The sequence below is a fragment of the Myxococcus sp. CA040A genome (genome assembly GCF_013336725.1).
Classification (GTDB): domain Bacteria; phylum Myxococcota; class Myxococcia; order Myxococcales; family Myxococcaceae; genus Myxococcus; species Myxococcus llanfairpwllgwyngyllgogerychwyrndrobwllllantysiliogogogochensis.
The window spans coordinates 137473-158010 of record NZ_JABUMR010000012.1; the positions used below are offsets into that span (position 1 = coordinate 137473).

Here is a 20538-nt window from a genome sequence, read left to right on the forward strand (position 1 = left end):
GTTCGGTTTCCGTCCTTTCCTTTGGGTGTCAGTTCAAAGAGGTGGGGGAGGACACGTTGTTGCGTCCGCCCTGGGACGGCATCAGCACGCGCCGCTCCGTCTTGCCCTGCATGTCCGGCACCACCGCCAACACCGGCAGCGTCAGGCGCTGGCGCACTTCCGAGCCATCGCGCAGGCTGTCGTCACGCATCTCCAGCACCGCTCCCGTGAGGATGCCCAGGCCCAGCGCCACCAGCAGGGCAATCACCAGCCCCGTCATCCGGTCCGGCCTCGCCGCCGTCACCGGCACGCCCGCGGGGGAGATGACGTTGAACAGGCTCTTGGAGCTCTTGGCCTCCAGCTCCTGGGCAATCTCCGCCTCCACCTTGCGGCTCACCACGCTCTGGTACTTGGTGCGCGCGATTTCGTAGTCGCGGTTCATCACCCCCAGCTCGTGCGCCCACTTCGGCGTGTTGTTCAGCCGGGCCTGGTACGCCTCCGCCTTCCCCTGCAGGTCGACGATGTCCTTCTGGATGACCTCGATGAGCGATGCCACCCGGCCGCGCTCGGCACGCTCCGCCCACAAGCGGCCTTCGGCCTCCTTGCGGCGCGTCGTCATCCCGTCCAGCTCGGTCTGCATGCGCTTGATCTCCGGGTGGTCCTCCGTCCACGTCGTCCGTGCATTCACCAGGGCCCGCGTCAGCCCGCTCTCCGCGGACTCCAGGCGACCGGCCTCGCTGTCCACCGCGTTGCGAGCCCGCGCCAGGTCCGAGCGGCGCGCTTCCGCCACGCGCAGCTCCTCCGACTTCGTCTGCAGCTCGTGCGACACGCGCTCGAGCCCTCGCATGTTCATCTCCATCTGCTCGGGCAGCTCGCCCAGGTGGTCCACCTTGAACTGGGAAATCTTTCGCTCCCAGTTGGAGACCGCCTTGCCCATGCTGCCCATTTCCTCGGTAAAGAGGTCCGTGGCACGCGCCGCCTGCGCCTGGCGCAGCTTCAGCGTCTCCTCGGAGAAGATGGTCGGCAGCCGGTTGGCCACCTGCGCGGCCACCTGCGGGTCGCGGTTGGTGTAGGTGATTTCGAACGCCGTCTCACCCTCCACGCGCACCTGCAGGTCCTTGCGCATCTGCGCAACCGCCGTCTCCATGCCCTTCTCGGACACGATGTCCGGATAGAGGTTCATTTCCTCGATGGCCTTCTGGAGCACGGGGCGTGCCATGAGCTCCTGGCGCACCGTGAGCAGCCTTTGCTCGATGAGCTCGCTCACCGTGCGCTGCACCATTTCCTCCCCTGGCCGCTGCGGCTCCACGCGGACCACCGCCGACGCTTCGTACATGCTCGGCCGCGTCATCACGATGGCCGCTCCCACCGCGAATACCGCTGCTGTGATGGCTCCCACCAACGCCTTGCGGCGCCAGAGAGAGGCCAACAGCTGGTCCGCCGTCATCCCACGCTCCATGATCCGCTCCTCCACCAACCCACTCACGTGTTGTCACCACGCCGTCACGATGAGACGGACAGCGAAAACGTTGCGCGTCAGATCTCCCGCAGCGCCCGCCGACTCCGCCACGCCCACCTGGGCAATCCGGTCCACCGCTCCCTGAGCCGCCACCTGGCGGCTGAAGCGGTACTCCACCCCTGCACCTACCGCGTACCCCTGGGAAACCAGGGGGGTGCTGCCAAACGTCGTCCAGTCCCGCGAGGGCGCTCGCCCGTTGCGGAAGAAGCTGACCGCTCCAAACGCCGAGAACTGGTGGTCGAACCGCCGCGCCAGCATCAGCGACGCGTAGTCCGCCCACAGCGCGGTGGCGAAACCGCTGGCGCCGACCAGGTCGTGCCCCACGGCGAAGCCCAGGTCGAACAGCTCACCCTCGCGCGCCAGCTCCACATTCACGCGAGGAACCCACCCGCCCTCCTGCCCGTCCGGCGCCAGGTAGCGCACCGGTCCACCGCGAACGATAAGCGTGGTGGGCCGCGTCAGGCGATAGCGCAACGTGCCCGCCACGCCATGCGCCTGGGACAGGGAGTTGTCGTAATAGAAGCCCTGGTAGCGGTACTCCACGCCCAGGGTCAGCCGGCGCGTGGTGCGGTACATCACCTCCAGGGACGGCGTGTGGGCATAGCCCGGCTCCTGGCCGCTCTCGAGGATGCGCACCACTTCGATTCCGTAACCCACGCGCACGTCCACCCGCTCCGACGCGCGCGCGGTGAGTCCCAACCGGGCCTGCGTGAAGAACGTGGGTGACGTCGAGCGGGCCAGACCATCGCGAGGCAGCGAGGTGGGGTCCGTGACGCGGAAGACGCGCACGTTCGTGTCCACCCGGAGCCGCCGCGACAACAGGTGCCGCAGCTCCAGTGCCCCGCGGTGGTCCAACGTCACCTTGCCGGAGCCGTGCCGCATCAGCACGTCCGCGCCGTAGTAGCCGTTGAGGTTCAGCCGTTCGTCCCTGCCCTCGACCCCCAGGCGCGGCGACAGCTTCGTCATCAGCTGGCCGCCCGTGGCGCCCGCGCCCAGGCGCAGGTCGTCGTCGTAGCGTTCCTCGGCGGCGATTCTCAGCCGAGGCTCCCACACGGTCGCCGCCGGTACGGCCGGCGCGGTGAGCATGAGGCCCGTCAGCAGCCACTTCTTCCAGTCGCCCTTCACCGTCGTCCTCCCTCGCCTACGCCACCCACCGTCCATGGACCCCTCACCCGACTTCCGACGACGCTTCACGGCACGACGATGGTGTCACCGGGCCGAAGCATGACGTCCTGGTTCCCGTCGGGAGAGATGAGGTCGCTGTAGCGCACCGGAATCTGCCCGCCGTTGCCGTCGCTGCGGATGACGACAATGCCATCCGAGTTGGCGAAGTCGGTGAAGCCGCCCGCCAGGGCGATGGCCTGGATGAGCGACACGCGGCCGCGCAGCGGATAGGCGCCCGGATGCGTGACTTCGCCGGTGACGAACACGCGGCTGCTGTTGACCTCGCGGACAATCACAGTCACGCGCGGTTCCTGCACATACGGCTGGAAGCTGCTCTTCAACGCCTCGGCCAGCTCCGTCGGCGTCTTGCCCGCGGCCAGCACCTCGCCCACCATCGGCATGGAGATGTAGCCGTCGGGGCGAACCGGCAGCGTGCGAGACAGCTCCGCGTCGCGCCACACCGCGACGTCCAGCACATCCTCCCGTCCAATACGGTAAGGCTGCTCGGAGTTGTCCACCTTCACCGCAGGCTGGTGCGCACACCCGCCCAGGAGCATCACCCCCAACACCGTCCAGAACCCCGCGCTCGTCTTGCCCATCGTCCTCTCCCTCGTCGCTGCGGATGTCTCTTGGAGTCCCGCACCCGCGGAACTCGTCCCGTCCTACCCGGCGCGGTTGCCATAGCAGCGGGTGTGCCATGCAGCCCTGGGAGGGAAAACCCATGGATCGTCGTGGGTTACGAAATGCCCAGCGATTCGACCTCCCGCGGTCCGGGAAGAATTACTGGCATCGGACGGGGGGATGGCCCGGTGTTTTCGACAGTCTTCCTCCTGTTGATGGAAGACATTTTCCCACTGCGGGGCACGTGGCTTCTCATTCCGCACCGTGTGTGCGCGGCACGCGAATTGAAGTCTGTTGAGGGAGAGGAGTTTTGGTTCCACAACGGGCCCCTGGGCCCGGCAGACAGGGAGCGAGCGGATGAGGAAGGCAGCGGGGGCGGTGGCGGCGGCGTTCGCGATGGGAACCGGAGTGATGACGTGGATGGGCGTCGCCTTCGCGGCCCAGACGGAAGCGGCGGCGCTCGGGGTGATGGGGCTGGCCCTCTACGCGAGCAGCGCGCTGTTGAGCGGCAAGACGGCCGAGGACACGACGCGGGGCATGGCGAACCAGGCCTGACGCCTCGACACGAGATATCAGTAGAAGGCCCGATGCCCGCGAGGACATCGGGCCTTTTGTTTTTCAGACGTCAACCCCGTCCGGGGTCGCACTCAAGGAATGGCGCGCACCACTCCGCCATCCACGCGCAACGCCGAGCCGTTGATGCCCGACGCCTGCGGGCTGCACACGAAGGCCACCAGCGAGGCGACCTCGTCCGTGCGCGCGAAGCGCTGGAGCAGCGACGACGGCCGCGCGCTCTTGAAGAACTCGCGCTCCACCGTGGCCACGTCCACGCCCTGCTGCTTCGACAGGCTCTTGAGGAACTCCTCCACGCCTTCGGAGCGCGTGGGCCCCGGGAGGATGGAGTTCGAGGTGATGTTCGTCCCGGACAGGCCCTCCGCGATTCCGCGCGCCAGGGCAATCTGCGCCGTCTTCGTGACGCCGTAGTGAATCATCTCCACGGGAATCTGCACGCCGGACTCGCTGGAGATGAAGACGATGCGGCCCCAGTTCTTCTCGCGCATGCCCTTGAGGTAGTGCCGGCTGAGCCGCACGCCGCTCATCACGTTCACGTCGAAGATGTTCAGCCAGTCCTCGTCGGAGATGGCCTCGAAGGGCTTGGGCTCGAACACGCCCAGGTTGTTGACCAGGATGTCCACATGGGGAACGGCCTTGACCATCAGCGCCGCGCCCTCGCTCGTGCCCAGGTCTCCCGGAACTCCGCGCAGCTTCGCGTCCGGCTGCTTGCGGCGGACCTCCGCGATGGCCGCGTCCACGCGCTCCTTCGTGCGTCCATTGACGATGACCTCCGCGCCCTCCCGGGCCAGGGCCTCCACGATGGACAGGCCAATGCCCGCCGTGGAGCCGCTCACCAGCGCAACCTTGTTCTTCAGATCCAGGTCCATTCGTTCCCTCTCGAAATAGGCGGCGGTTGGTAACGGCTGGGGGGGCCCCTCGCCAGCCCGGTGTTCGGCGCTCCCGGTCGCCCCGTCCGTCACGGCGTGGTCAGCCCACATTGCGGAGTATCCGTGATGTGGTGTAGTTCTCGCCGGGCATGGTCCGGACGAAGAAGGGCGCGAAGAAGGCGACACCCTCCCCGCTCAAGTGCACCCCCGCGCAGCGCGAGCTGGGGGCGAGCCTTCTGCAGAAGCTGATGAGCTTCAACCGGGCACGGGCCGTCCTCCGGGACCCCATCAGCCAGCTCTGCCAGGAAGAGGACCTCAGCTCGCCCCAGTTCCACGTGATTCTCTGGCTGGGCTACGACGGGCCCCTGCACACCGGTGAGCTTTCGCGGCTCGCGGACATCAATGACAAGAGCATCACCGGCGTGGTGGACCGGCTGGAGCACCGGGGCCTGGTCGCACGAACCCGGCATCCCGACGACCGGCGCACCGTGGTCAACACGCTCACGGCGGCGGGCCGAGCGCTCTACGCCGAAATCGCGAACCGCATCGAGACGGGCCTGGGCTTCTTCATCGGAACCATGGACCCGCTGGAGCAGGAAATCACCTTCAGGCTCGCGGACCGCCTCCTCACGCTCATGAGCAGCGGCTCGAAGTAGGTCGGCCCTGGGGGTGGCATCGAAGTCACCCGCGACGCACAGCCGTTTGCAGTCCTCACCCTCGAGACCCCGAACAAGACCATGAGCACCGAGCACCGCACCGCCATCCTCGCCGCCGCCACGGAGAGCTTCGCCCGGCTCGGCTTCTCCGCCTCCTCGCTGGAGGACATCGCCCGGCGCGCGGGCCTGGAGCCGGGGCGCGTCCACGGCCACTTCGAGAGCAAGGAGGCCTTGTTCGCGGTGGTGGTGAGGCAGGTCTGGTGTGAAGCCTTCGCGCGGATAGAGCAGGCAGTCGCGCGAGCGCCCACCCCGGAGACCAAGGTGGCGGCCTTCGTGGAGACCCGACAGGAGCAGGTCGAGCGCATCCTCCAGGAGCTGCACGTGTCCTCGGAGGCCCTGCTCGACGTCCTGCCCCGCCTGGACCCGCTGCTCACGGACCTGTGGGAGCAGGAGGTCGCCCTGCTCGAGTCCGCGCTGACCGGGGGAAACACCGGGGGTGGGTCCACGTTCCACGACCCGAAGGGCGTGGCGCTCGCCCTGGCCTCGGGACTCCGGTCCGTCGAGCGCACCCTGCTGGAGGTGCGGGTGACGACGGAAAGCGTGGACGACTCGAGCACATCGCCCGGGAGTCCCGGCGCACCGTCGCGTTGGCTGCACTAGCGGCCGTGCTGCTCTATGGTGCGCCGCCATGGCGAACCCCCAGTACTGGCTCATCAAGAGCGAGCCGTCGGTCTACGCGTACGCGCAGCTCGAGAAGGACAAGCAGACGGAGTGGACGGGCATCCGCAGCTTCGAGGCGCGCAACAACCTGCGGGCGATGAAGCCCGGCGACCTCTGCCTCTACTACCACTCCAATGAAGGCAAGGCCGTGGTCGGCATCGCGAAGGTGCTCACCTCCGCGGGTCCCGACTCCACGGCGCCCGACGAGGACTGGGCCTCCGTGAAGGTGGCGGCCCTCCTCCCCTTCAAGCAGGCCGTGGACCTGGCCACCGTCAAGGCCACCGCCACGTTGAAGGACTTCCCACTCATCACCCGCAGCCGGCTCAGCGTGGCCTCCGTCACCGCCGAGCACTTCAAGCTCATCCTGAAGATGGGGAAGACGGCGCTGCCGAAGTAGCCCTGGACGCGGGAGGCCGCAGCAGCGTCACCTGGGGCCCCGTGAAGGTGTGGCGCTGGAAGAAACCCCAGTAGAGCCCCAGCAGCACCAGCGCGCCGGCGAACGTGTAGCCGGCGAGCTGGTTGGGCGGCAGCACGAACAGCACCATCACCACCGCGCTCCACGTCAGCGCCACGCCGTTGACCCACGGCGACGCGCGGCCCAGGTCCCAAGGCCCCCGGTGGGACCACGTGCCGGCGCGGCGGGCGCGCAAGCCCACCCAGACGGGCAAGGCGTAGGACGCGTAGAGCGCCAGCGTGCTCAGCGCCACCATGGCCGCGTACGCCTCCGCCCACAGCGCGACCAGTCCCGAGCCCGCCACGGACACCCAGACCGCCACGGCGGGACTCCGGAAGCGCGGCGACACCTGGGCCAGCCACTTCGACGCGGGCAGCCCGTTGTCGCGCGCGAAGGCGAACAGCATGCGCGAGTTGGACGTCACCGAGGACAGTCCACAGAACCACATGGCGCCAATGGCCACCCACACCAACGCGCCCCCGAGCGAGGGGCCCAGCGCCTGCGTCAGCACGTACAGGAACGGGTTGGCCGCGGCGGCCGTCGTCGGCAGGTCCTGGATGGCCAGCGTCACCGCGCCCAGGAGCAGGTAGCCCGCCACGGCGCTGACGGCCACGGACAGGAAGATGCCCCAGGGGGCGTTGCGCGTGGGGTCTCGCGTCTCCTCGGAGATGTGCGCGCTGGCGTCGTAGCCGGTGAAGGTCCACTGCGCCTGCAAGAGGCCGATGAGGAAGCCGTAGGCGTACCACGGCGTCTCCGAGCTGAAGCGCGTGAGCAGGAAGGCCGCGTCCTGCTTCGGAGCGAACACCGCGAGCGCGCCGATGAGCACCGCGACGCCCGCGACGTGGTACCAGGCGGAGAAGTCATTGAGCCACGCGACGACGCGCACGCCCACGTGGTTCAACACCGCGTGGGACAGGAGGATGGCCGCGTAGAGGGGCAGCACCGAGGCGCGCTCGCGAGGCCAGCCGAGCATGTCCGCGAGGAATTCGGCCAGGCCATAGTCGATGCCCGCGGTGATTGCGAACTGGCCCAGCGTGTTGAGCCACGCGGTGAAGAAGCCCACCCGGGGGCCGCCCAGCATCGCGGCCCAGTGGTAGAGCGCGCCCGCGGTGGGGAAGGACGACGCGAGCTGCGCGAGGCTCGCCGCCACCGCCAGCGTCATCACCGCGACCAGGGGCCAGCCCACGCCCATGACGAAGGGCCCGCCGAAGCGCAGCCCGTGGCCGTAGAGCGTCACCGCTCCGGTGAGGATGGAGATGATGGAGAAGGAGACGGCGAAGTTGGAGAAGCCGCCCATGCCGCGCAAGAGCTGCTGCGCATACCCCAGGCGCTGGAGCTGGGCGGCATCCTCCTCCAGCTGACGCTCATGGTCCGGAAGGTTGGCCATGACGCCCAGGATACGCGGGCCCATCCGCGACACCTTGGAGGGGCAGGTCGAATGGGCCCGCGTCTGTCCGGAACGCTACGGCTTGCGCGGCGGCGGGGGACTTCCGGCCTCACCGTCACCCGGAGGACCCTTGCGAATCTCGATGCGCTTCTGGATGCGCACCGTGCCCAGCTCCGCCTCCAGCTTGCGCCACAGCTCGGGGCCGAGGAGCTTCTTGATGCGGACCATCAACCCCAGGCGGTTGCGGCGCACCGCCGTCTCCGCGCGGCCCACCTCGTCCACCTGCTTGAGCACGGCGTTCTCGTCGGTGGAGTCCGCGCTCAACAGGCGCTCCAGTTGGAGCTGCGCCCGCTTCAGGTCCGCCTCCAGCGGGATGATGGCCTCGTTGGCATCGAACGTCAGCTCCTGCACCTGCTTGGCCACCTCGCGCGGAACACCCAGCTTCTCCACCAGGTGCGGGGGGATGCCGTGAGCGGCGGCGGGGAACTGTCCCGGAGGAAGCGCGCCTCCGCCGGGCCCCACGTGGTGAATCATGGGGGCGCCAGGACCCTGGCGGTGGAGGACGAAGTCATCCTCCGGCTGGGCCAGGGCGGACATGGGCGACAGCAGCAGCGGGGCCAGCGCGGCCGTGAGCAGCGTGGCAACGGGTGTCTTCTTCATGGCAACGACTCCTGTGGATTGAGTGGGAGGACCGCCGTTCGGAACGGCGGGTTTTCCAGCGCGCGGGAATCAGGGGGACGCAGCCACGCGGCCATCGTCCCGAAAGGTTTGTAGGTGTCGTCGCGGAACACCACGTCTCGGCGCGAGTAGCCGCGCACCTCCGTGACGAGCCACGACAACGAGCCGCGTTCGGCGCGAACGGCCCGGGCCACGGAGTCCAGGTCGACGTCGTCGGCCCCTTCGGCGCGGCGCAGACCCAGCTCGGGATGCGGCGCGGTGCCAGACTCGTCGGGCAATTCCACCCGCGCCTCCTGGAGCGCGGGAGCCCCTGGTGAGGAAGGCGCCTCAAGGCCCGACAGCCACGTCACCAGACCGACACAGAAGGAGGCGACGACCCCGGCGACGGCGCGACGGCGCACCTTGCGGCGACGCACTTCCCGCAGCACGGCCTCGCGAGGCACGGGGGCCAGAGGCGGCGGCTGGGGCAGGCGCAGCCCGGACGCGGAGGCATGCACGGCGGCCAGCGTGCGACAGTCCTCACAGCCCTCCAGGTGGGCCCGCGCTTCCGGAGGCCACGGTGGCGAGGACTCCAGGAGGGCGGTGGCCACGTCGTGGCATCTCATGGCGTGTCTCCTTCCAGGGCCTGTTCGGCCTTGAGCTTCTTGAGTGCGCGATACAAGTGGATGCGGACGGTGCCCCGGCCAATGCCCATCGCCTCCGCGACGGCGTCCAGCTCCAAACCCTCCAGGTAGCGCAGGGTGAAGGCCGTGGACTGCTGTGCGGGGAGCGCTCGCACCGCGCGACCCAACGCCCGCCACCGCTCGGCGCCGACGAAACGCTCCTCCGGAGAGAGGTCCAGCGGCGTCCCCCAGTCCAGGGCTTCACGCAGCACGTTCCACACGCGCCGCCGCCGCAAGTGGCCCATGGCCCGTGACACCAGGATGCGGCGCAGCCAGGCGGGCCCGGCCTTCGCGTCCCTCAGCAAATGACGCTTCTCGTAGGCATCAGCCAGGGCGGCCTGCACCAGGTCCCTCGCCTCCTCCCCATCCCACACCAACCGCCGAGCCAGCCGCAGCAACACGCCCTGCTCCGCCTCCAGGAGCGCGTCGAAATCCAACGCGGCCACGGCGCGCGCTGGGCTTCCAGGCTCCTCCAGGGTGGCGGTACCCTTCACGGTGAAACGACCTCCTCGTCGGCTTCCACGGAATGAGGACGCACGAGGTCGGAAACCGGCATACTCGAATCGTGAGCTCATCAGAAATCCGCCGGATTCCAGCCGCCGAGACGCGCGGGCTGCGCCGCGCCGTCCTCCGTCCCCACCAGCCTCCCGAGGCGGTCGTCTATCCAGGGGATGACGACAAGGACACCCTCCACCTGGGCCTGTATGCGGAAGGCCGCCTGCTCGGAGTGGCCTCCCTGTACCGGGAGCCGCCACCTTACGCGCTGAAAGCCATCACCGCCTGGCGCCTGCGGGGCATGGCCGTGGAGCAGGGACGACAGGGACAGGGCCTGGGTGCGGCCCTGCTGAAGGCCTGCATGGAGCACGCCGTGACACAGAAGGGCACGCAGTTGTGGTGCAACGCGCGGTCGACGGCCTCGGGCTTCTATCGCTCGCTGGGCTTCGTGCCGCATGGAGACGCGTTCGAGCTGCCGGGCATCGGACCGCACCACCTCATGTCCCGGAACCTGGCGGAGTCCGCGCGATGACGTCGCCGCTGGACCTGGACGCGCTGCGGACCGCCATCGAGAACATCGACGAGGAGATCCTCGACGCGCTCCGCCGCCGCATGGACCTGGCGGATGACGTGGCCCGCTCCAAGCTGGCCACGGCCGCGCCGTTCAGGGACCAGCGTCGCGAGGACCTCCTGCTGCGCCGCATCCGCACCCGCGCCGCCGAGCACGGCCTGGACCCACACGAGGTGGAGCGCTTCTGGCGGCTGGTCATCGACATGTCCGTCGCGCGCCAGCAGGCGCTCGTCACGCGGCTGGACACCACCCCGCTGCGCGTGGGGTATCCGGGCGTCGAAGGCTCGTACAGCCACCTGGCCGCGCGTCGCCGCTATACGGGCCGCGCCGGGGGCGTGCTGCTCACCGGGTTCGACCACTCGCGAGATTTGGTGGAGGCGCTGCGTCGCGGGGAGATGGACCTGGCGCTGCTGCCGATTGAAAACACCACCGCCGGCAGCATGAACGAGACGTATGACCTGCTCGCCGAGGGCGGCGTGGTCATCACCGCGGAGCTGGTGAGCCAGGTGGACCATCGGCTGCTGGGCCTGCCGGGCGCGAAGCTGGAGGGTCTGCGCGAGGTGATTTCCCATCCGCAGGCCCTGGCCCAGTGCGAGGCGTTCCTGCGTGAGAAGTTGCCGTGGGCGCGCGCGGTGCCGGACGCGGACACGGGGGGCGCGGCGCAGAAGGTGCGTGAGCGCAACGACGCCACCGTCGCCGCCATAGCCAGCGAGACGGCCGCGCAGCGCTTCGGCCTGGAGGTGCTCGCGCGGGAGCTGCAGCCGGAGTTCGACTACACGCGCTTCGTGGAGGTGGGCCGCGAGGCCACGCCGCTGGCCCCGGGCGTGCCGTGCAAGACGTCGCTGCTGATGGTGCTGGAGCACAAGCCGGGCACGCTGGGGGAGATGCTCCAGCGGCTCACCCTGCGCGGCGTCAATCTGAGCAAGCTGGAGTCGCGTCCCATTCCGGGCAGCCCGTGGCAGTACCGCTTCTACGTGGACGTGGAGGGCCATGCGGCCTCCGCGCCGCTGACGGCCGCGCTGGAGGACATCCGGCCGCTGACCTCCTTCCTGCGCGTGCTGGGAACGTATGGCCGCGCCGAGGGGAGCCATGGCTGAGCAGTCCAGGCGCCGCGTCGGCTTCCAGGGAGAGCACGGCGCGTATGGAGAAGAGGCGCTGCGCGCGCTCTACGGACCGGACGTGGAGGCCATCCCCTGCCCCACCTTCCGCGCCGTCTTCGAGGCGGTGGCGGAGGGCCGCGTGGAGGCGGGCGTGCTCCCCGTGGAGAGTTCGCTGGGCGGGCCCGTGGTGGAGAACGTGGACCTGCTGCTGGAGCATGACCTGCAGATCTCCAGCGAGCTGTCGCTGCGCATCCACCACTGCCTCGTCGCGCCGCCAGGCCTCGTGCTGGAGGACGTCGAGCGGGCCCTTTCACATCCCCAGGCATTGGCGCAGTGCGCGGGCTACCTGCGACGGCGCGGCATCCAGCCCGTGGCGGAGGCCAACACCGCCGTCGCCGCGCGCAAGGTCGCCGAGCAGGCCCCGCCGCGCACGGCCGCCATCGCCAGCCGCGTCTCCGCGGAGCTGTACGGCCTGACGGTGCTGGAAGAAGGCGTGGAGGACTCGCCCGACAACCACACGCGCTTCGTCACGGTGGGCGTCGCGCCGCCGCGCGCGTGGAAGCGTCGCAAGACGGCGCTGGCCTTCACCGTCCAGAACGAGCCCGGCGCCCTGTACCGCGTGCTGGGGGCCTTCTCCGGACGGGGACTGGAAGTGTCCCGCCTGGAGTCCCGGCCCCAGCGCCGCGCGTGGGAGTACGTGTGGTGCCTGGACGTGGACGGCGCGCTGGAGGACCCGCGGGTGCGTGAGGCGGTGGAGGCCGCCCAGGCGGCCTGCATCACCCTACGGGTCCTCGGCAGCTACGGCGTGGCCTGAGCCGCTACGCCGGGATGAGCTGGCTGCCGTCGCCGTTCTTCACGACGGACAGGTACGCCTCGCGGACAATCTGAGTGTAGCGCTGGAGCGACGCGAGCTGCTCCAGTCGCAGCGCCTGAGGGCCGTCGCACAGGGCCGCTTCCGGGTGCGGGTGGAAGTCCACCAGCACCATGGACGCGCCCGCGATGAGGCCCTGGCCAATGGAGTGGAAGATGTCCGGCAGGCCGTCCGGCGGCGCGTCCGCGCGGCCAATGGCGTGCGACGGGTCCACGCACACGGGCATGCGCGTGAGCCGGCGCACCACCGGCACGTGGGCGAAGTCCACCATGTTGCGGTGCGGGTCACCCAGGTGCGTCTTCACGCCGCGGAGGCAGAAGACAATCTTGGGGTTGCCCTCGCTCGCGATGTACTCGCACGCGTTGAGGGACTCCTCCAACGTAATCCCCATGCCGCGCTTGAAGAGCACGGGGAAGACGCGCTGCTGGCCAATGGACTTGAGCAGCTCGAAGTTCTGCGCGTTGCGCGTGCCCACCTGGAGCATGACGCCCGTGGCGTTGCCCGAGCGCTCCAGCGCGTCGCGAATCTCGTCGATATGCCGGGGGTGCGTCACCTCCATGGCGACGACCTTGATGCCGTGCTTGCCCGCGGACTCGAACACCCACGGAAGGCACGCGGCACCCAGCCCCTGGAACTCGTACGGGTTGGTGCGCGGCTTGTACGCCCCCATGCGCGTGGTGCGGATGTCGCAGCGCGCGAGCGCCGCCATCATCGAATCCACGTTCTCCTTCGTGTCCACCGCGCACAGGCCGGCGAACAACTGCACGGAGCGCTCGTCGAACGTCACGCCGTTGTAGTCGAAGCCCGTGGACGCCCGCTGGCCCTTGTGCCGGCCGATGACGCGGTACTTCTGCGAGACGCGCACCACCTGCCGCACGCCCGGAATCTGCTCGAAGACCTCCGTGGGAATCTGCGCGGTGGGGCCCAGCAGGTACACCTCCGTCACGGTGTACTCCGCGCCCTCCATGACGTGAGGCCGAGGCGTCACGCCCTTGTACTGAGAGGCGGCTTGGAGGACGGCGGACACCACGGACTCGGGGGAGTCCGGCTCGAGCATGACAATCATCTTCTGGATTCTCCGGGCAGTGTTTTCGTATTAATCTGGAATTGTAGCGCGGAATGCCCGCGCGGATGGGTAACATCGGGAGTGGGGCAATGCGTCCACGAAGGGCGTCATCCCTTCGAGGACGGGGATGAGCGCGCGTCGGGGCGCGCGGCCCCCTGTTCCGTCGCTCGCTCAGCCCCCCACGGGCCGCAGGCGCAGGGCGAGCTGGGCGTAGTGGTCTCGCTGGGCGGTGTCGCCCAGGTGCTCCCACACGTCGGACAGGGCCTTGGCGGCCTCGACGTAGGCGGGAGACAGCTCCAGGGCCAGCTCGAAGGTGTGGCGGGCCTGCCGGTAGCGCGCCTTGTCCGGGCGCCGAGGGCCCCGGGTGAGCAGCGCGTTGCCCCGCTCATAGACCTCGATGGCGGAGGCCTCGCGGTAGCCAGGGTCCGCGTTGAGCTGGATGGCGCGCTCCATCAACTGCGCGGCGGCCTCCGGCTCCCCCAGCTCCAACTGACAGAGGGCGGCGTCGCGATGCGGGTCCGCGGCGGACGGGTCCACGTCGATGGCGCGCTCGAAGCAGCGCAGGGCTTCTTCGGTGCGGCCCAGCCGTGCGAGCGAGGAGCCCCGCGCGGTGAGGGCCGGGAAGTGCTTGGGGTCCACGGCGAGGACCTTGTCGAAGGCGGAGATCGCGGCTTCGTGTTGGCCGGTCATCGAGAGCTTGGCGCCCTCGTTGAATGCCGCGAACAGCAACTTGGACATCGTGCCCCCAGGGCAAGGATTGCCCGGCCATCCAACGGCCGTTCGGCCAGCCTCTCACCGGTAAGCACCGGCTGGAAAGGCGTTCTGGGGGCTTCGATTTCGTCCGGCTGATGGGAGCCATCCGCTCCACTCCGGACACCGTCCATCAGAGACGCAGACCTACCTGGACTCCAGGCCAGAACAGGACGTCCCGGTCGGAGGTCTTGGAGAACTGGCTGAGCGACGTCACGGGTTCACCGTCCGTGGTGTGCATGACGTTGAAGGTAGGGCCGGCGATGATGGCGAAGCGGGAGGCCAGCTGGAAGCCCGCCATCAGCCGGGCCTGGTGCAGCAGCCGGTTGCCCTCGAACGCGCCGCCCCACTCGTGGATGTTGTTCGTCACCACGTCCACGTCGAAGAAGAAGCGTTCGGTCAGCGGTACGTGGCCGCCGATGCCCACACCCGTCGTCCAGTGGCTGGGGCCGCGCGAGTCCTTCACCGCGCCCATGCCGACGACGAGCGTGGTGTAGAGGTAGCGGCTGCCGACCTTGAGCGCGACGTTGGCGTAGTTGACGTCGCTGCCGTACGCCTCGACGTGGAACTGGCCGTTGCTCACGATGTTCAAGAGGCCCACCGGGACGCCGGACTCCAGGTCCTTCACCACGTTGATGAGGCCCAACTGCACGCCGTTCATCTTCCCCGCGACGTTGATGAGGCCCAACTGCATGCCGTCCACGTCACCGCCCATGTTGATGAGCGAAAGCTGCGCGCCGCGCGCCGAATCGGCCCAGTTCATGCCCACCGACATCTGCACGCCGGACATCTTGCCGCGCACCATGCTCAGGCCCACCGCGGCCTGGTAGCCCTCGAAATCGCCATCCACCCAGCTGGAACCCACCGCCATCTGCGTGCCGGACATCGACGTGCTGGACACGTTGGCGCCCACCGCGAGCTGGCCCAGCGTTCCGCCCTGCCGCGCGACGTTGACGCCCACCGCGAGCTGCATACCGCCCACCGGTCCACTGGCCCAGTTGCCGCCCACTGCGAGCTGCATGCCGTCCACCTCGCCGCGCACCACGTTGCCGCCGATGGCCGTCTGCACGCCGCGGATGGAGTCCGAGTTCCAGTTCGCGCCCAGCGCCATCGCGAAGCCATCCAGCCGTCCCAGGCTCGCCACGCCCAGCGACACGGAGAGGGCGTTGTCCACCTCGCCATTCGCGCCGAAGAGGTCGTTGGTCTGGAGCTTCGGAGCGAGCCCCAGGTTCAGGAAGCGGTAGGTGTGCCCCGCGCGGTCCACCGGCGTCACCATCGGCTGCGAGCCCGCGCCCGCGACGGGAGCGCCGCCGCGCATCGCGGTCAGCTCGCCCGCCATCGGCACGAAGGCGGTGTCGGCGAGCACCGTGCGCCCGCCCTCCCCCACCACCAGCGCGGCCTGGGAGCTGGCGCCGCGCGACTCGCGCATCACCGTGTAGCGACCGGGCTGCAGGCCCAGCTCCGTGGCGCGGCCCGCCAGCTTGTTGAGCTCCACCACCAGACGCCCGGGCTCGTCACGGACGTACAGCCGTCCCTCGACGCCCTCGCCCATCACCAGCACGGCCGACGTGGTGCGCAGGTCCGTCATCACCAGCTCGCCCGTGCCGGCCAGCTCGATGTCATAGGCGGGGTGCTGGGCGCCGGCGCGCGTGCGCTCGGTGCGCGCGAGCGTCTCATGGAAGGCGAACTGGTAGGCCTCGTGGAGCGTGACGCGCCCGTCGCCCGTGGAGTCGGCGGCGCCGCGCAGGCCGGACACCAGGTTGTGCGTGAAGAACGAGCCGCCGATGCGGTCGGACTCCTGCGACACCTCGTCCTCGGAGGAGGACGTGAGGATGGCGTGGCCGCGCACGGCGGAGGACGTGTCGACGAGGAAGGCGGGACGGCGCACGCCGCCCTTCTGACGCGCCAGCGTGCCGGAGGCGCACGAGTCGAGGATGGCGATGCGCACGTCGGCGGGGAGCTGCTCCAGCGCCTGACGCAGCTCGCGGTAGCCGAAGCGGTCCTTGTGCAGCAGCAGGCCCTCTTCGTCCGAGTGGCCCGAGTAGTAGATGAGCGCCTCGGTGCGAGCCCCCGGGGCCTTCGCCGCGCCGACCATGGCCTTGAAGCGCGCCAGCGCCTGCTCCAGCGCCGCGCGGTCTCCTTCCAGCATCATCAGCCGGTCTTGAGGCAACACTCCGCCCAGCTCCTCCAGCACGTTGCCGAAGGAGCTCGCGTCGGTGACGGCGTAGCGGAGCCGGGCACGGCCAGGGCCTCCATCGTTGACGCCCACCAGCAGCGCGAAGCGACGGACGGCGACGGGCGCGGGCGTGGCGGGAGCCGCCATGGCCAGCGTGGGAAGCAACAGGGACAGGAACAGGAGCGACCGCGGCATCACGGCACTTTCTCCAACGTGAAGGATGTCTGGGCCAGGGTACCCGGAAGCGGGAGCGGCCGGATGCTCGCCTCGGTGGGGTGACGGGCCAGCAGGCGCGCGGCCTCCAGCACGGACCCCACGTCCAGCGGCGAATCCGAGGTGACGAGGAAGAAGCGCTCGAAACCCGGTGCGTCATCGAGTTCGTAGGAATGCGTCAAGGACACCGCGTCTCCCGACTGAAGCTTCGTGGGCCCCACCAGGGTGGTGGGGTGATGCAGCGTCACAGCGCCTCGTCCGTCCACGGAGACCACCACGCCATGGCGATGGCCCCCGGAAATGTAGCTGAGCTGGAGCAGATCTCCGGTGCGGGCGGGCGTGTGGTCCGACAGCAGCTCCGGCGCTCCCGCGTCCTGCCGATACACCAGCAACCGGGCATCGCCCTTGATGCCCACCGTCTCGAGCAGCTCGACGCGCACGGGCAGCAGCGAAGGCGACTCCACCACGTCCTGCTGCGCGGACAGGAACAGCAGCACCAGGGACGCGGCCACCGGCATGCTCAGGGACCACCCGTGCCAGCCCTGGCGCTCCGGCTGCGGAGCGGCGTTCGCCTGGAGCTGGGCGGTGCGGAGGCGACGGGCCACTTCCCGGCTCACGGACTCGGGGGGGTGACGGGCCAGCGTCTCGCGCGAGTCCGACTCCAGCCGGGCGAGCCGCGCGGCCCCGTGGGATTCCTGCTCCAGCTTGGCGCGGGCGGCGGCGAGCGCGTCCGAGGGCAGTTCACCCAGGGCGATTCGCTCCAGCAGCCAGTCAGGGGTGCACAGGGCCATACTCACGAAGCCTCCAGCGCGGTCAGCGCGGCCCTCCATCCAGGCCACCTCCGCGTCCTCCGTTCCCTGGAACACCATGGCGTCGTGGATCTGTCACCCGCCATCGCCGGGTGGCGCAAACAAACGACACGTCACGGGCTCGACCTGAAGCGACAGGCCGGGTGCGGGGATGTGCGCCTGGGGCCAACTCAGAGCGTGAGGACCATCAGCTCCTCGTCGACATAGGCGCCGCCGATCTTCAGCGCCCGGGGCTCCACCCCATATGTCTGGAAGCCAACGGAGCGGTACAGGGCGTGGGCAGCGGCGTTGCCGGAGACGACGGCCAGGAGGAGCTGCTCGACGCCTGGGAGCTTTCGCCCCTCGGCGAGGATGGCGACGAGCAGCCGGCGGCCAACACCGCGTGAGCGAGCCTCCTCGGCCACGTACATGCCCCAGACGAAGGCCTTGTGCGCGGACTTGAGACGGGGCTCCCGGCGCACGCCCACCACTGCCACCAGCCGCGTCCCGTCGTAGGCCCCCAGCACCCGCTGCGAATCCGTCGACTCGAGCCGCCCGCGAAACACCTCCAGCGCGAACTGGGACTCCTCCTCGAACGAGGACCCGAAGGCCTCCGGGTGCTCCGTCAGCGAGCGCAGCCGCATCGCCCGGAAGGCCTCCACCTCGTCGGGAAACACCGGGCGGATGACGATGTCGCCCTCCCCGCTCGTGCGCCCTTCCTCCTTCAGCACCGCGGCGAAGCCCACGGTGAAGTCCGGGTAGCGCGGCAGCCAGCCCAGCTCCTTGAGCCGGGCATTGGAGATGGCCCTGTCACCGCGCAGGGACTCATGCAGCGTCTCCAGGGGCACACGCGGAGGCACCGACATGGCCAGCCGATGCGCCAGCCAGGTGACGGTCTCTTCCAGGGGCGCGGCGCGATCATCCGCCACGCAGTACAGGGCCCCGGGCGTTCCCTGCTCGAGCCCCGCGAGGATGGCCGCGCCCAGGTCATCCACGTGGACGCGGGAGATGCGCCCTCCGCGCTCCGGCAGGCGGAGGTTGCCGGACAGCAGGCGGGAGTGGGCACCGCGCCCGGGGCCGTAGATGCCGGCGATGCGCAGCACCATCGCTCCGAGCGGCAGGTAGCGCGACTCCGCTTCCAGGCGACCGAGTGACGAGGGCCAGGCGACGTCCACCGGCGTGTCCTCGTCCACCGCTCCCCGAGCGCTGCCGTAGACACCGGTGGAGGACAGGTACACGAGTCGCGCGGGAGGCCGGGCCGCGAGCGCGCTGGCGATGGCGCCGTCGAGCCCCGCCTCGGGTGGAACGGAGACGACGACGTGCGCGCCCTGCGTCTGGAGCAGCGCGTCTTCCAGCGAGGAGACGCGAGCACCCGCGCGCACCAGTTCCTCGCGTCGGGCGGAATCCCGCGTGGCCGCGAGGACGTCTCGTCCTGCCTGGGCCTGCGCCACCGCGAGTCGCGTCAGCGTGTAACCGGAGCCCAGGAAGACCAGGGAAGGAGTCATGCCCCCCGCGATAGCGAAAGCCGGGGGGCAAAGGCAAGCCGTGGCGTACCGATCACAGCTCCGCGCTGGCGCGCGGGTCGATGATTCCGCACTCCTTGATTTTGTAGAGCAGCGCCTTGTAGCTGATGCGCAGCTTGCCGGCCGCGCGCCGCTTGTTCCACGCGGTGCGCTGGAGCATGGCGAGGATGGCCTCGCGCTCGGCCAGCATCGCCGCGCGCTTGCCGATGTCCTTCAGCGACAGCTCTCCCGCCGGTGGAGGCGGAGGCGGAGGCTGCGGCACGTCGAACGGATTGACGTAGCGCGGCGCCGGAATCACGGAGTTCATCGGCTCCATCACCGCGGACGCATGGGCCTGGCTGTGCGCAGCCGCCGTGGTCGGGGACACGCTGCGCGAGGGCATCTCCAGCACCTGGACGGACGAGCCCTGGTGCCCACGCGGATGCTCCTCCACCGCGCGGTGCCCGTAGCCGCTGTCGTCGCCACCAAAGGCGGTGGGAAGGGACGGCGCGCTCGCCGGAGAGCGACCCGCGGCGTTGAGCTCATCGAGCACCAGCGTCGGGTCCTTGAGCACGCACAGCCGGCGCACCATGTTCTCCAGCTCGCGCACGTTGCCCGGCCAGTCGTAGTCCGCGAAGGCCTGCAGCACCTCCGTGGGCAGCTCCGAGACGCCGGTGATGTACTGGCGGCCGTACTTCTTGAGGAAGTGGTCCGTCAGCGGCACCACGTCCTCGCGCCGCTCGCGCAGGGGCGGCAGGCGGATGGCCACCACGTTGAGGCGGTAGTAGAGGTCCTCGCGGAAGTTGCCGAGCGCGATCTCCTTCTCCAGGTCGCGGTTGGTCGCCACCACCACGCGGCTGTCCACGCGGACGCTCTTCTTGCCACCGACGCGGAAGAACTCCTCGTCCTGCAGCACCTGGAGCAGCTTGGCCTGGAGCCGGATGGCCATCTCGCCAATCTCGTCCAGGAAGATGGTGCCCTGGTCCGCCAGCTCGAACTTGCCGGGCTTCTCCGCCGTGGCGCCCGTGAACGCGCCGCGCTCGTGTCCGAACAGCTCGCTCTCCAGGAGTTCGCCAGGGAGCGCCGCGCAGTTCACCTTGATGAACGGCCGTCCGCGACGCTGGCTGCGTGCGTGGATCTCCCGCGCGATGACCTCCTTGCCCGTGCCGGACTCGCCCAGGAGCAGCACCGGGACGTTCTCGTTCGCGATGCGCTCCACCAGCGCCCGCGCCCGTCTCATGGACGGAGACGAGGAGATGAGCACCCGGGATTCCGCCGCCGTGTCCACCGCCGGACGCGGCGCCAGGGGCGGAGGCACCACCTGGCGATCAGGCACGCGCGTGCCGAGCGCCCGGGCCAGGGCATCCTGCAACTCGTCATTGCCCAGGGGCTTCGACAGATAGTCGCTGGCGCCCATCTTCATGGCGCGCACGGCGTCGTCCGCGCCCGTCAGGCCGCTGAGCACGACCACGGGGGCATTGCCACCCTGGCCCCGGTAGCGACGCAGCACCTCCAGGCCACTCATTTCGGGCATCACGACATCGAGCAACACCGCGTCGAACGAGCCCCCCGCGAGCATCTCCAACGCCTGCGCGCCACTCCCCGCGCAGCGCACTTGATAGCCCGCGCTGCCGAGCAACTCGGACAGGAAGGTGCGAACCGACTCCTCGTCATCCACCACCAGCACCGCGATCCGATCCATCCCCTCGCCTCCGCTCGCCCTC

Annotated in this window: 21 protein-coding genes; 7 read left to right on the forward strand and 14 right to left on the reverse strand. The window is 69.6% G+C overall.

Annotated elements, in window-relative coordinates:
- Nucleotides 1-28 precede the first annotated feature (28 nt).
- From HUA75_RS40060 to HUA75_RS40070, 3 genes are all read right to left on the reverse strand, one after another.
- Nucleotides 29-1438, reverse strand: coding sequence for a Wzz/FepE/Etk N-terminal domain-containing protein (locus tag HUA75_RS40060; protein WP_141645314.1), 1410 nt, complete (start codon nucleotides 1436-1438; stop codon nucleotides 29-31).
- 33 nt (nucleotides 1439-1471) lie between these two features.
- Complete coding sequence (locus HUA75_RS40065; protein WP_174489439.1) at nucleotides 1472-2623, reverse strand: hypothetical protein; 1152 nt, start codon at nucleotides 2621-2623, stop codon at nucleotides 1472-1474.
- 65 nt (nucleotides 2624-2688) lie between these two features.
- Nucleotides 2689-3261: a polysaccharide biosynthesis/export family protein gene (locus tag HUA75_RS40070; RefSeq protein WP_141645312.1), complete on the reverse strand. Its 573-nt coding sequence runs from the start codon at nucleotides 3259-3261 to the stop codon at nucleotides 2689-2691.
- A 379-nt stretch (nucleotides 3262-3640) separates the two neighbouring features.
- On the opposite strand from HUA75_RS40070, the gene HUA75_RS40075 reads away from it, so the two are divergent.
- Nucleotides 3641-3838 carry a hypothetical protein gene (locus tag HUA75_RS40075; protein WP_141645311.1) on the forward strand — a complete coding sequence of 66 codons (198 nt, stop codon included), beginning with the start codon at nucleotides 3641-3643 and terminating at the stop codon, nucleotides 3836-3838.
- 92 nt (nucleotides 3839-3930) lie between these two features.
- On the opposite strand, the gene HUA75_RS40080 is transcribed toward HUA75_RS40075, so the two are convergent.
- Nucleotides 3931-4725, reverse strand: a complete 795-nt coding sequence (locus HUA75_RS40080; protein WP_141645310.1) for an SDR family NAD(P)-dependent oxidoreductase — start codon at nucleotides 4723-4725, stop codon at nucleotides 3931-3933.
- A 149-nt stretch (nucleotides 4726-4874) separates the two neighbouring features.
- On the opposite strand from HUA75_RS40080, the gene HUA75_RS40085 reads away from it, so the two are divergent.
- The 3 genes from HUA75_RS40085 (at nucleotide 4875) to HUA75_RS40095 (ending at nucleotide 6498) form a co-directional block, all read left to right on the forward strand.
- The gene (locus HUA75_RS40085; protein ID WP_141645309.1) at nucleotides 4875-5381 is read left to right on the forward strand and encodes a MarR family winged helix-turn-helix transcriptional regulator; all 507 of its coding nucleotides are present in this window, start codon (nucleotides 4875-4877) and stop codon (nucleotides 5379-5381) included.
- An 81-nt stretch (nucleotides 5382-5462) separates the two neighbouring features.
- Nucleotides 5463-6041, forward strand: a complete 579-nt coding sequence (locus HUA75_RS40090; protein WP_141645308.1) for a TetR/AcrR family transcriptional regulator — start codon at nucleotides 5463-5465, stop codon at nucleotides 6039-6041.
- A 28-nt stretch (nucleotides 6042-6069) separates the two neighbouring features.
- Nucleotides 6070-6498 (forward strand): EVE domain-containing protein, encoded by a 429-nt coding sequence (locus tag HUA75_RS40095; protein ID WP_141645307.1) that lies wholly within the window; start codon nucleotides 6070-6072, stop codon nucleotides 6496-6498.
- On the opposite strand, the gene HUA75_RS40100 is transcribed toward HUA75_RS40095, so the two are convergent.
- The 4 genes from HUA75_RS40100 to HUA75_RS40115 are packed head-to-tail and all read right to left on the reverse strand — an operon-like array spanning nucleotide 6461 to nucleotide 9776.
- Nucleotides 6461-7966 carry an amino acid permease gene (locus tag HUA75_RS40100; RefSeq protein ID WP_246137419.1) on the reverse strand — a complete coding sequence of 502 codons (1506 nt, stop codon included), beginning with the start codon at nucleotides 7964-7966 and terminating at the stop codon, nucleotides 6461-6463. The two genes, HUA75_RS40095 and HUA75_RS40100, sit on opposite strands and share 38 nt — an antisense overlap.
- Before the next feature lie 51 nt (nucleotides 7967-8017).
- Nucleotides 8018-8602 carry a periplasmic heavy metal sensor gene (locus tag HUA75_RS40105; protein ID WP_141645306.1) on the reverse strand — a complete coding sequence of 195 codons (585 nt, stop codon included), beginning with the start codon at nucleotides 8600-8602 and terminating at the stop codon, nucleotides 8018-8020.
- On the reverse strand, nucleotides 8599-9225 hold the full coding sequence (locus tag HUA75_RS40110; protein ID WP_174489440.1) for a hypothetical protein: 627 nt from the start codon (nucleotides 9223-9225) through the stop codon (nucleotides 8599-8601). The genes HUA75_RS40105 and HUA75_RS40110 overlap by 4 nt, the downstream gene beginning before the upstream one ends.
- Entirely contained in the window at nucleotides 9222-9776 is a 555-nt protein-coding gene (locus HUA75_RS40115; RefSeq protein ID WP_174489441.1) for a sigma-70 family RNA polymerase sigma factor, read from the reverse strand. The genes HUA75_RS40110 and HUA75_RS40115 overlap by 4 nt, the downstream gene beginning before the upstream one ends.
- Nucleotides 9777-9847: 71 nt before the next feature.
- Between HUA75_RS40115 and HUA75_RS40120 the strand changes: the two genes are divergently transcribed.
- From HUA75_RS40120 to pheA, 3 genes are read left to right on the forward strand one after another with little or no spacing between them, the layout of a single operon-like run.
- Nucleotides 9848-10309 carry a GNAT family N-acetyltransferase gene (locus HUA75_RS40120; protein WP_141645303.1) on the forward strand — a complete coding sequence of 154 codons (462 nt, stop codon included), beginning with the start codon at nucleotides 9848-9850 and terminating at the stop codon, nucleotides 10307-10309.
- Nucleotides 10306-11445: a bifunctional chorismate mutase/prephenate dehydratase gene (locus HUA75_RS40125; protein WP_141645302.1), complete on the forward strand. Its 1140-nt coding sequence runs from the start codon at nucleotides 10306-10308 to the stop codon at nucleotides 11443-11445. The genes HUA75_RS40120 and HUA75_RS40125 overlap by 4 nt, the downstream gene beginning before the upstream one ends.
- On the forward strand, nucleotides 11438-12262 hold the full coding sequence (pheA, locus tag HUA75_RS40130) for a prephenate dehydratase (RefSeq protein ID WP_174458628.1): 825 nt from the start codon (nucleotides 11438-11440) through the stop codon (nucleotides 12260-12262). Before HUA75_RS40125 ends, pheA begins: the two co-directional genes overlap by 8 nt.
- Nucleotides 12263-12266: 4 nt before the next feature.
- On the opposite strand, the gene HUA75_RS40135 is transcribed toward pheA, so the two are convergent.
- From HUA75_RS40135 to HUA75_RS40160, 6 genes are all read right to left on the reverse strand, one after another.
- Nucleotides 12267-13385, reverse strand: a complete 1119-nt coding sequence (locus HUA75_RS40135; RefSeq protein WP_141645300.1) for a 3-deoxy-7-phosphoheptulonate synthase — start codon at nucleotides 13383-13385, stop codon at nucleotides 12267-12269.
- 171 nt (nucleotides 13386-13556) lie between these two features.
- Nucleotides 13557-14123, reverse strand: a complete 567-nt coding sequence (locus tag HUA75_RS40140) for a tetratricopeptide repeat protein (RefSeq protein WP_141645299.1) — start codon at nucleotides 14121-14123, stop codon at nucleotides 13557-13559.
- Between the two features lie 145 nt (nucleotides 14124-14268).
- Nucleotides 14269-16506 carry a caspase family protein gene (locus HUA75_RS40145; protein WP_174489442.1) on the reverse strand — a complete coding sequence of 746 codons (2238 nt, stop codon included), beginning with the start codon at nucleotides 16504-16506 and terminating at the stop codon, nucleotides 14269-14271.
- Nucleotides 16506-17315, reverse strand: a complete 810-nt coding sequence (locus tag HUA75_RS40150) for an ActD protein (RefSeq protein WP_174478630.1) — start codon at nucleotides 17313-17315, stop codon at nucleotides 16506-16508. The genes HUA75_RS40145 and HUA75_RS40150 overlap by 1 nt, the downstream gene beginning before the upstream one ends.
- A 188-nt stretch (nucleotides 17316-17503) precedes the next feature.
- Complete coding sequence (locus HUA75_RS40155; protein ID WP_174478601.1) at nucleotides 17504-18817, reverse strand: GNAT family N-acetyltransferase; 1314 nt, start codon at nucleotides 18815-18817, stop codon at nucleotides 17504-17506.
- Between the two features lie 52 nt (nucleotides 18818-18869).
- Entirely contained in the window at nucleotides 18870-20516 is a 1647-nt protein-coding gene (locus HUA75_RS40160) for a sigma-54 dependent transcriptional regulator (RefSeq protein ID WP_141645296.1), read from the reverse strand.
- Between the last annotated feature and the right edge of the window lie 22 nt (nucleotides 20517-20538).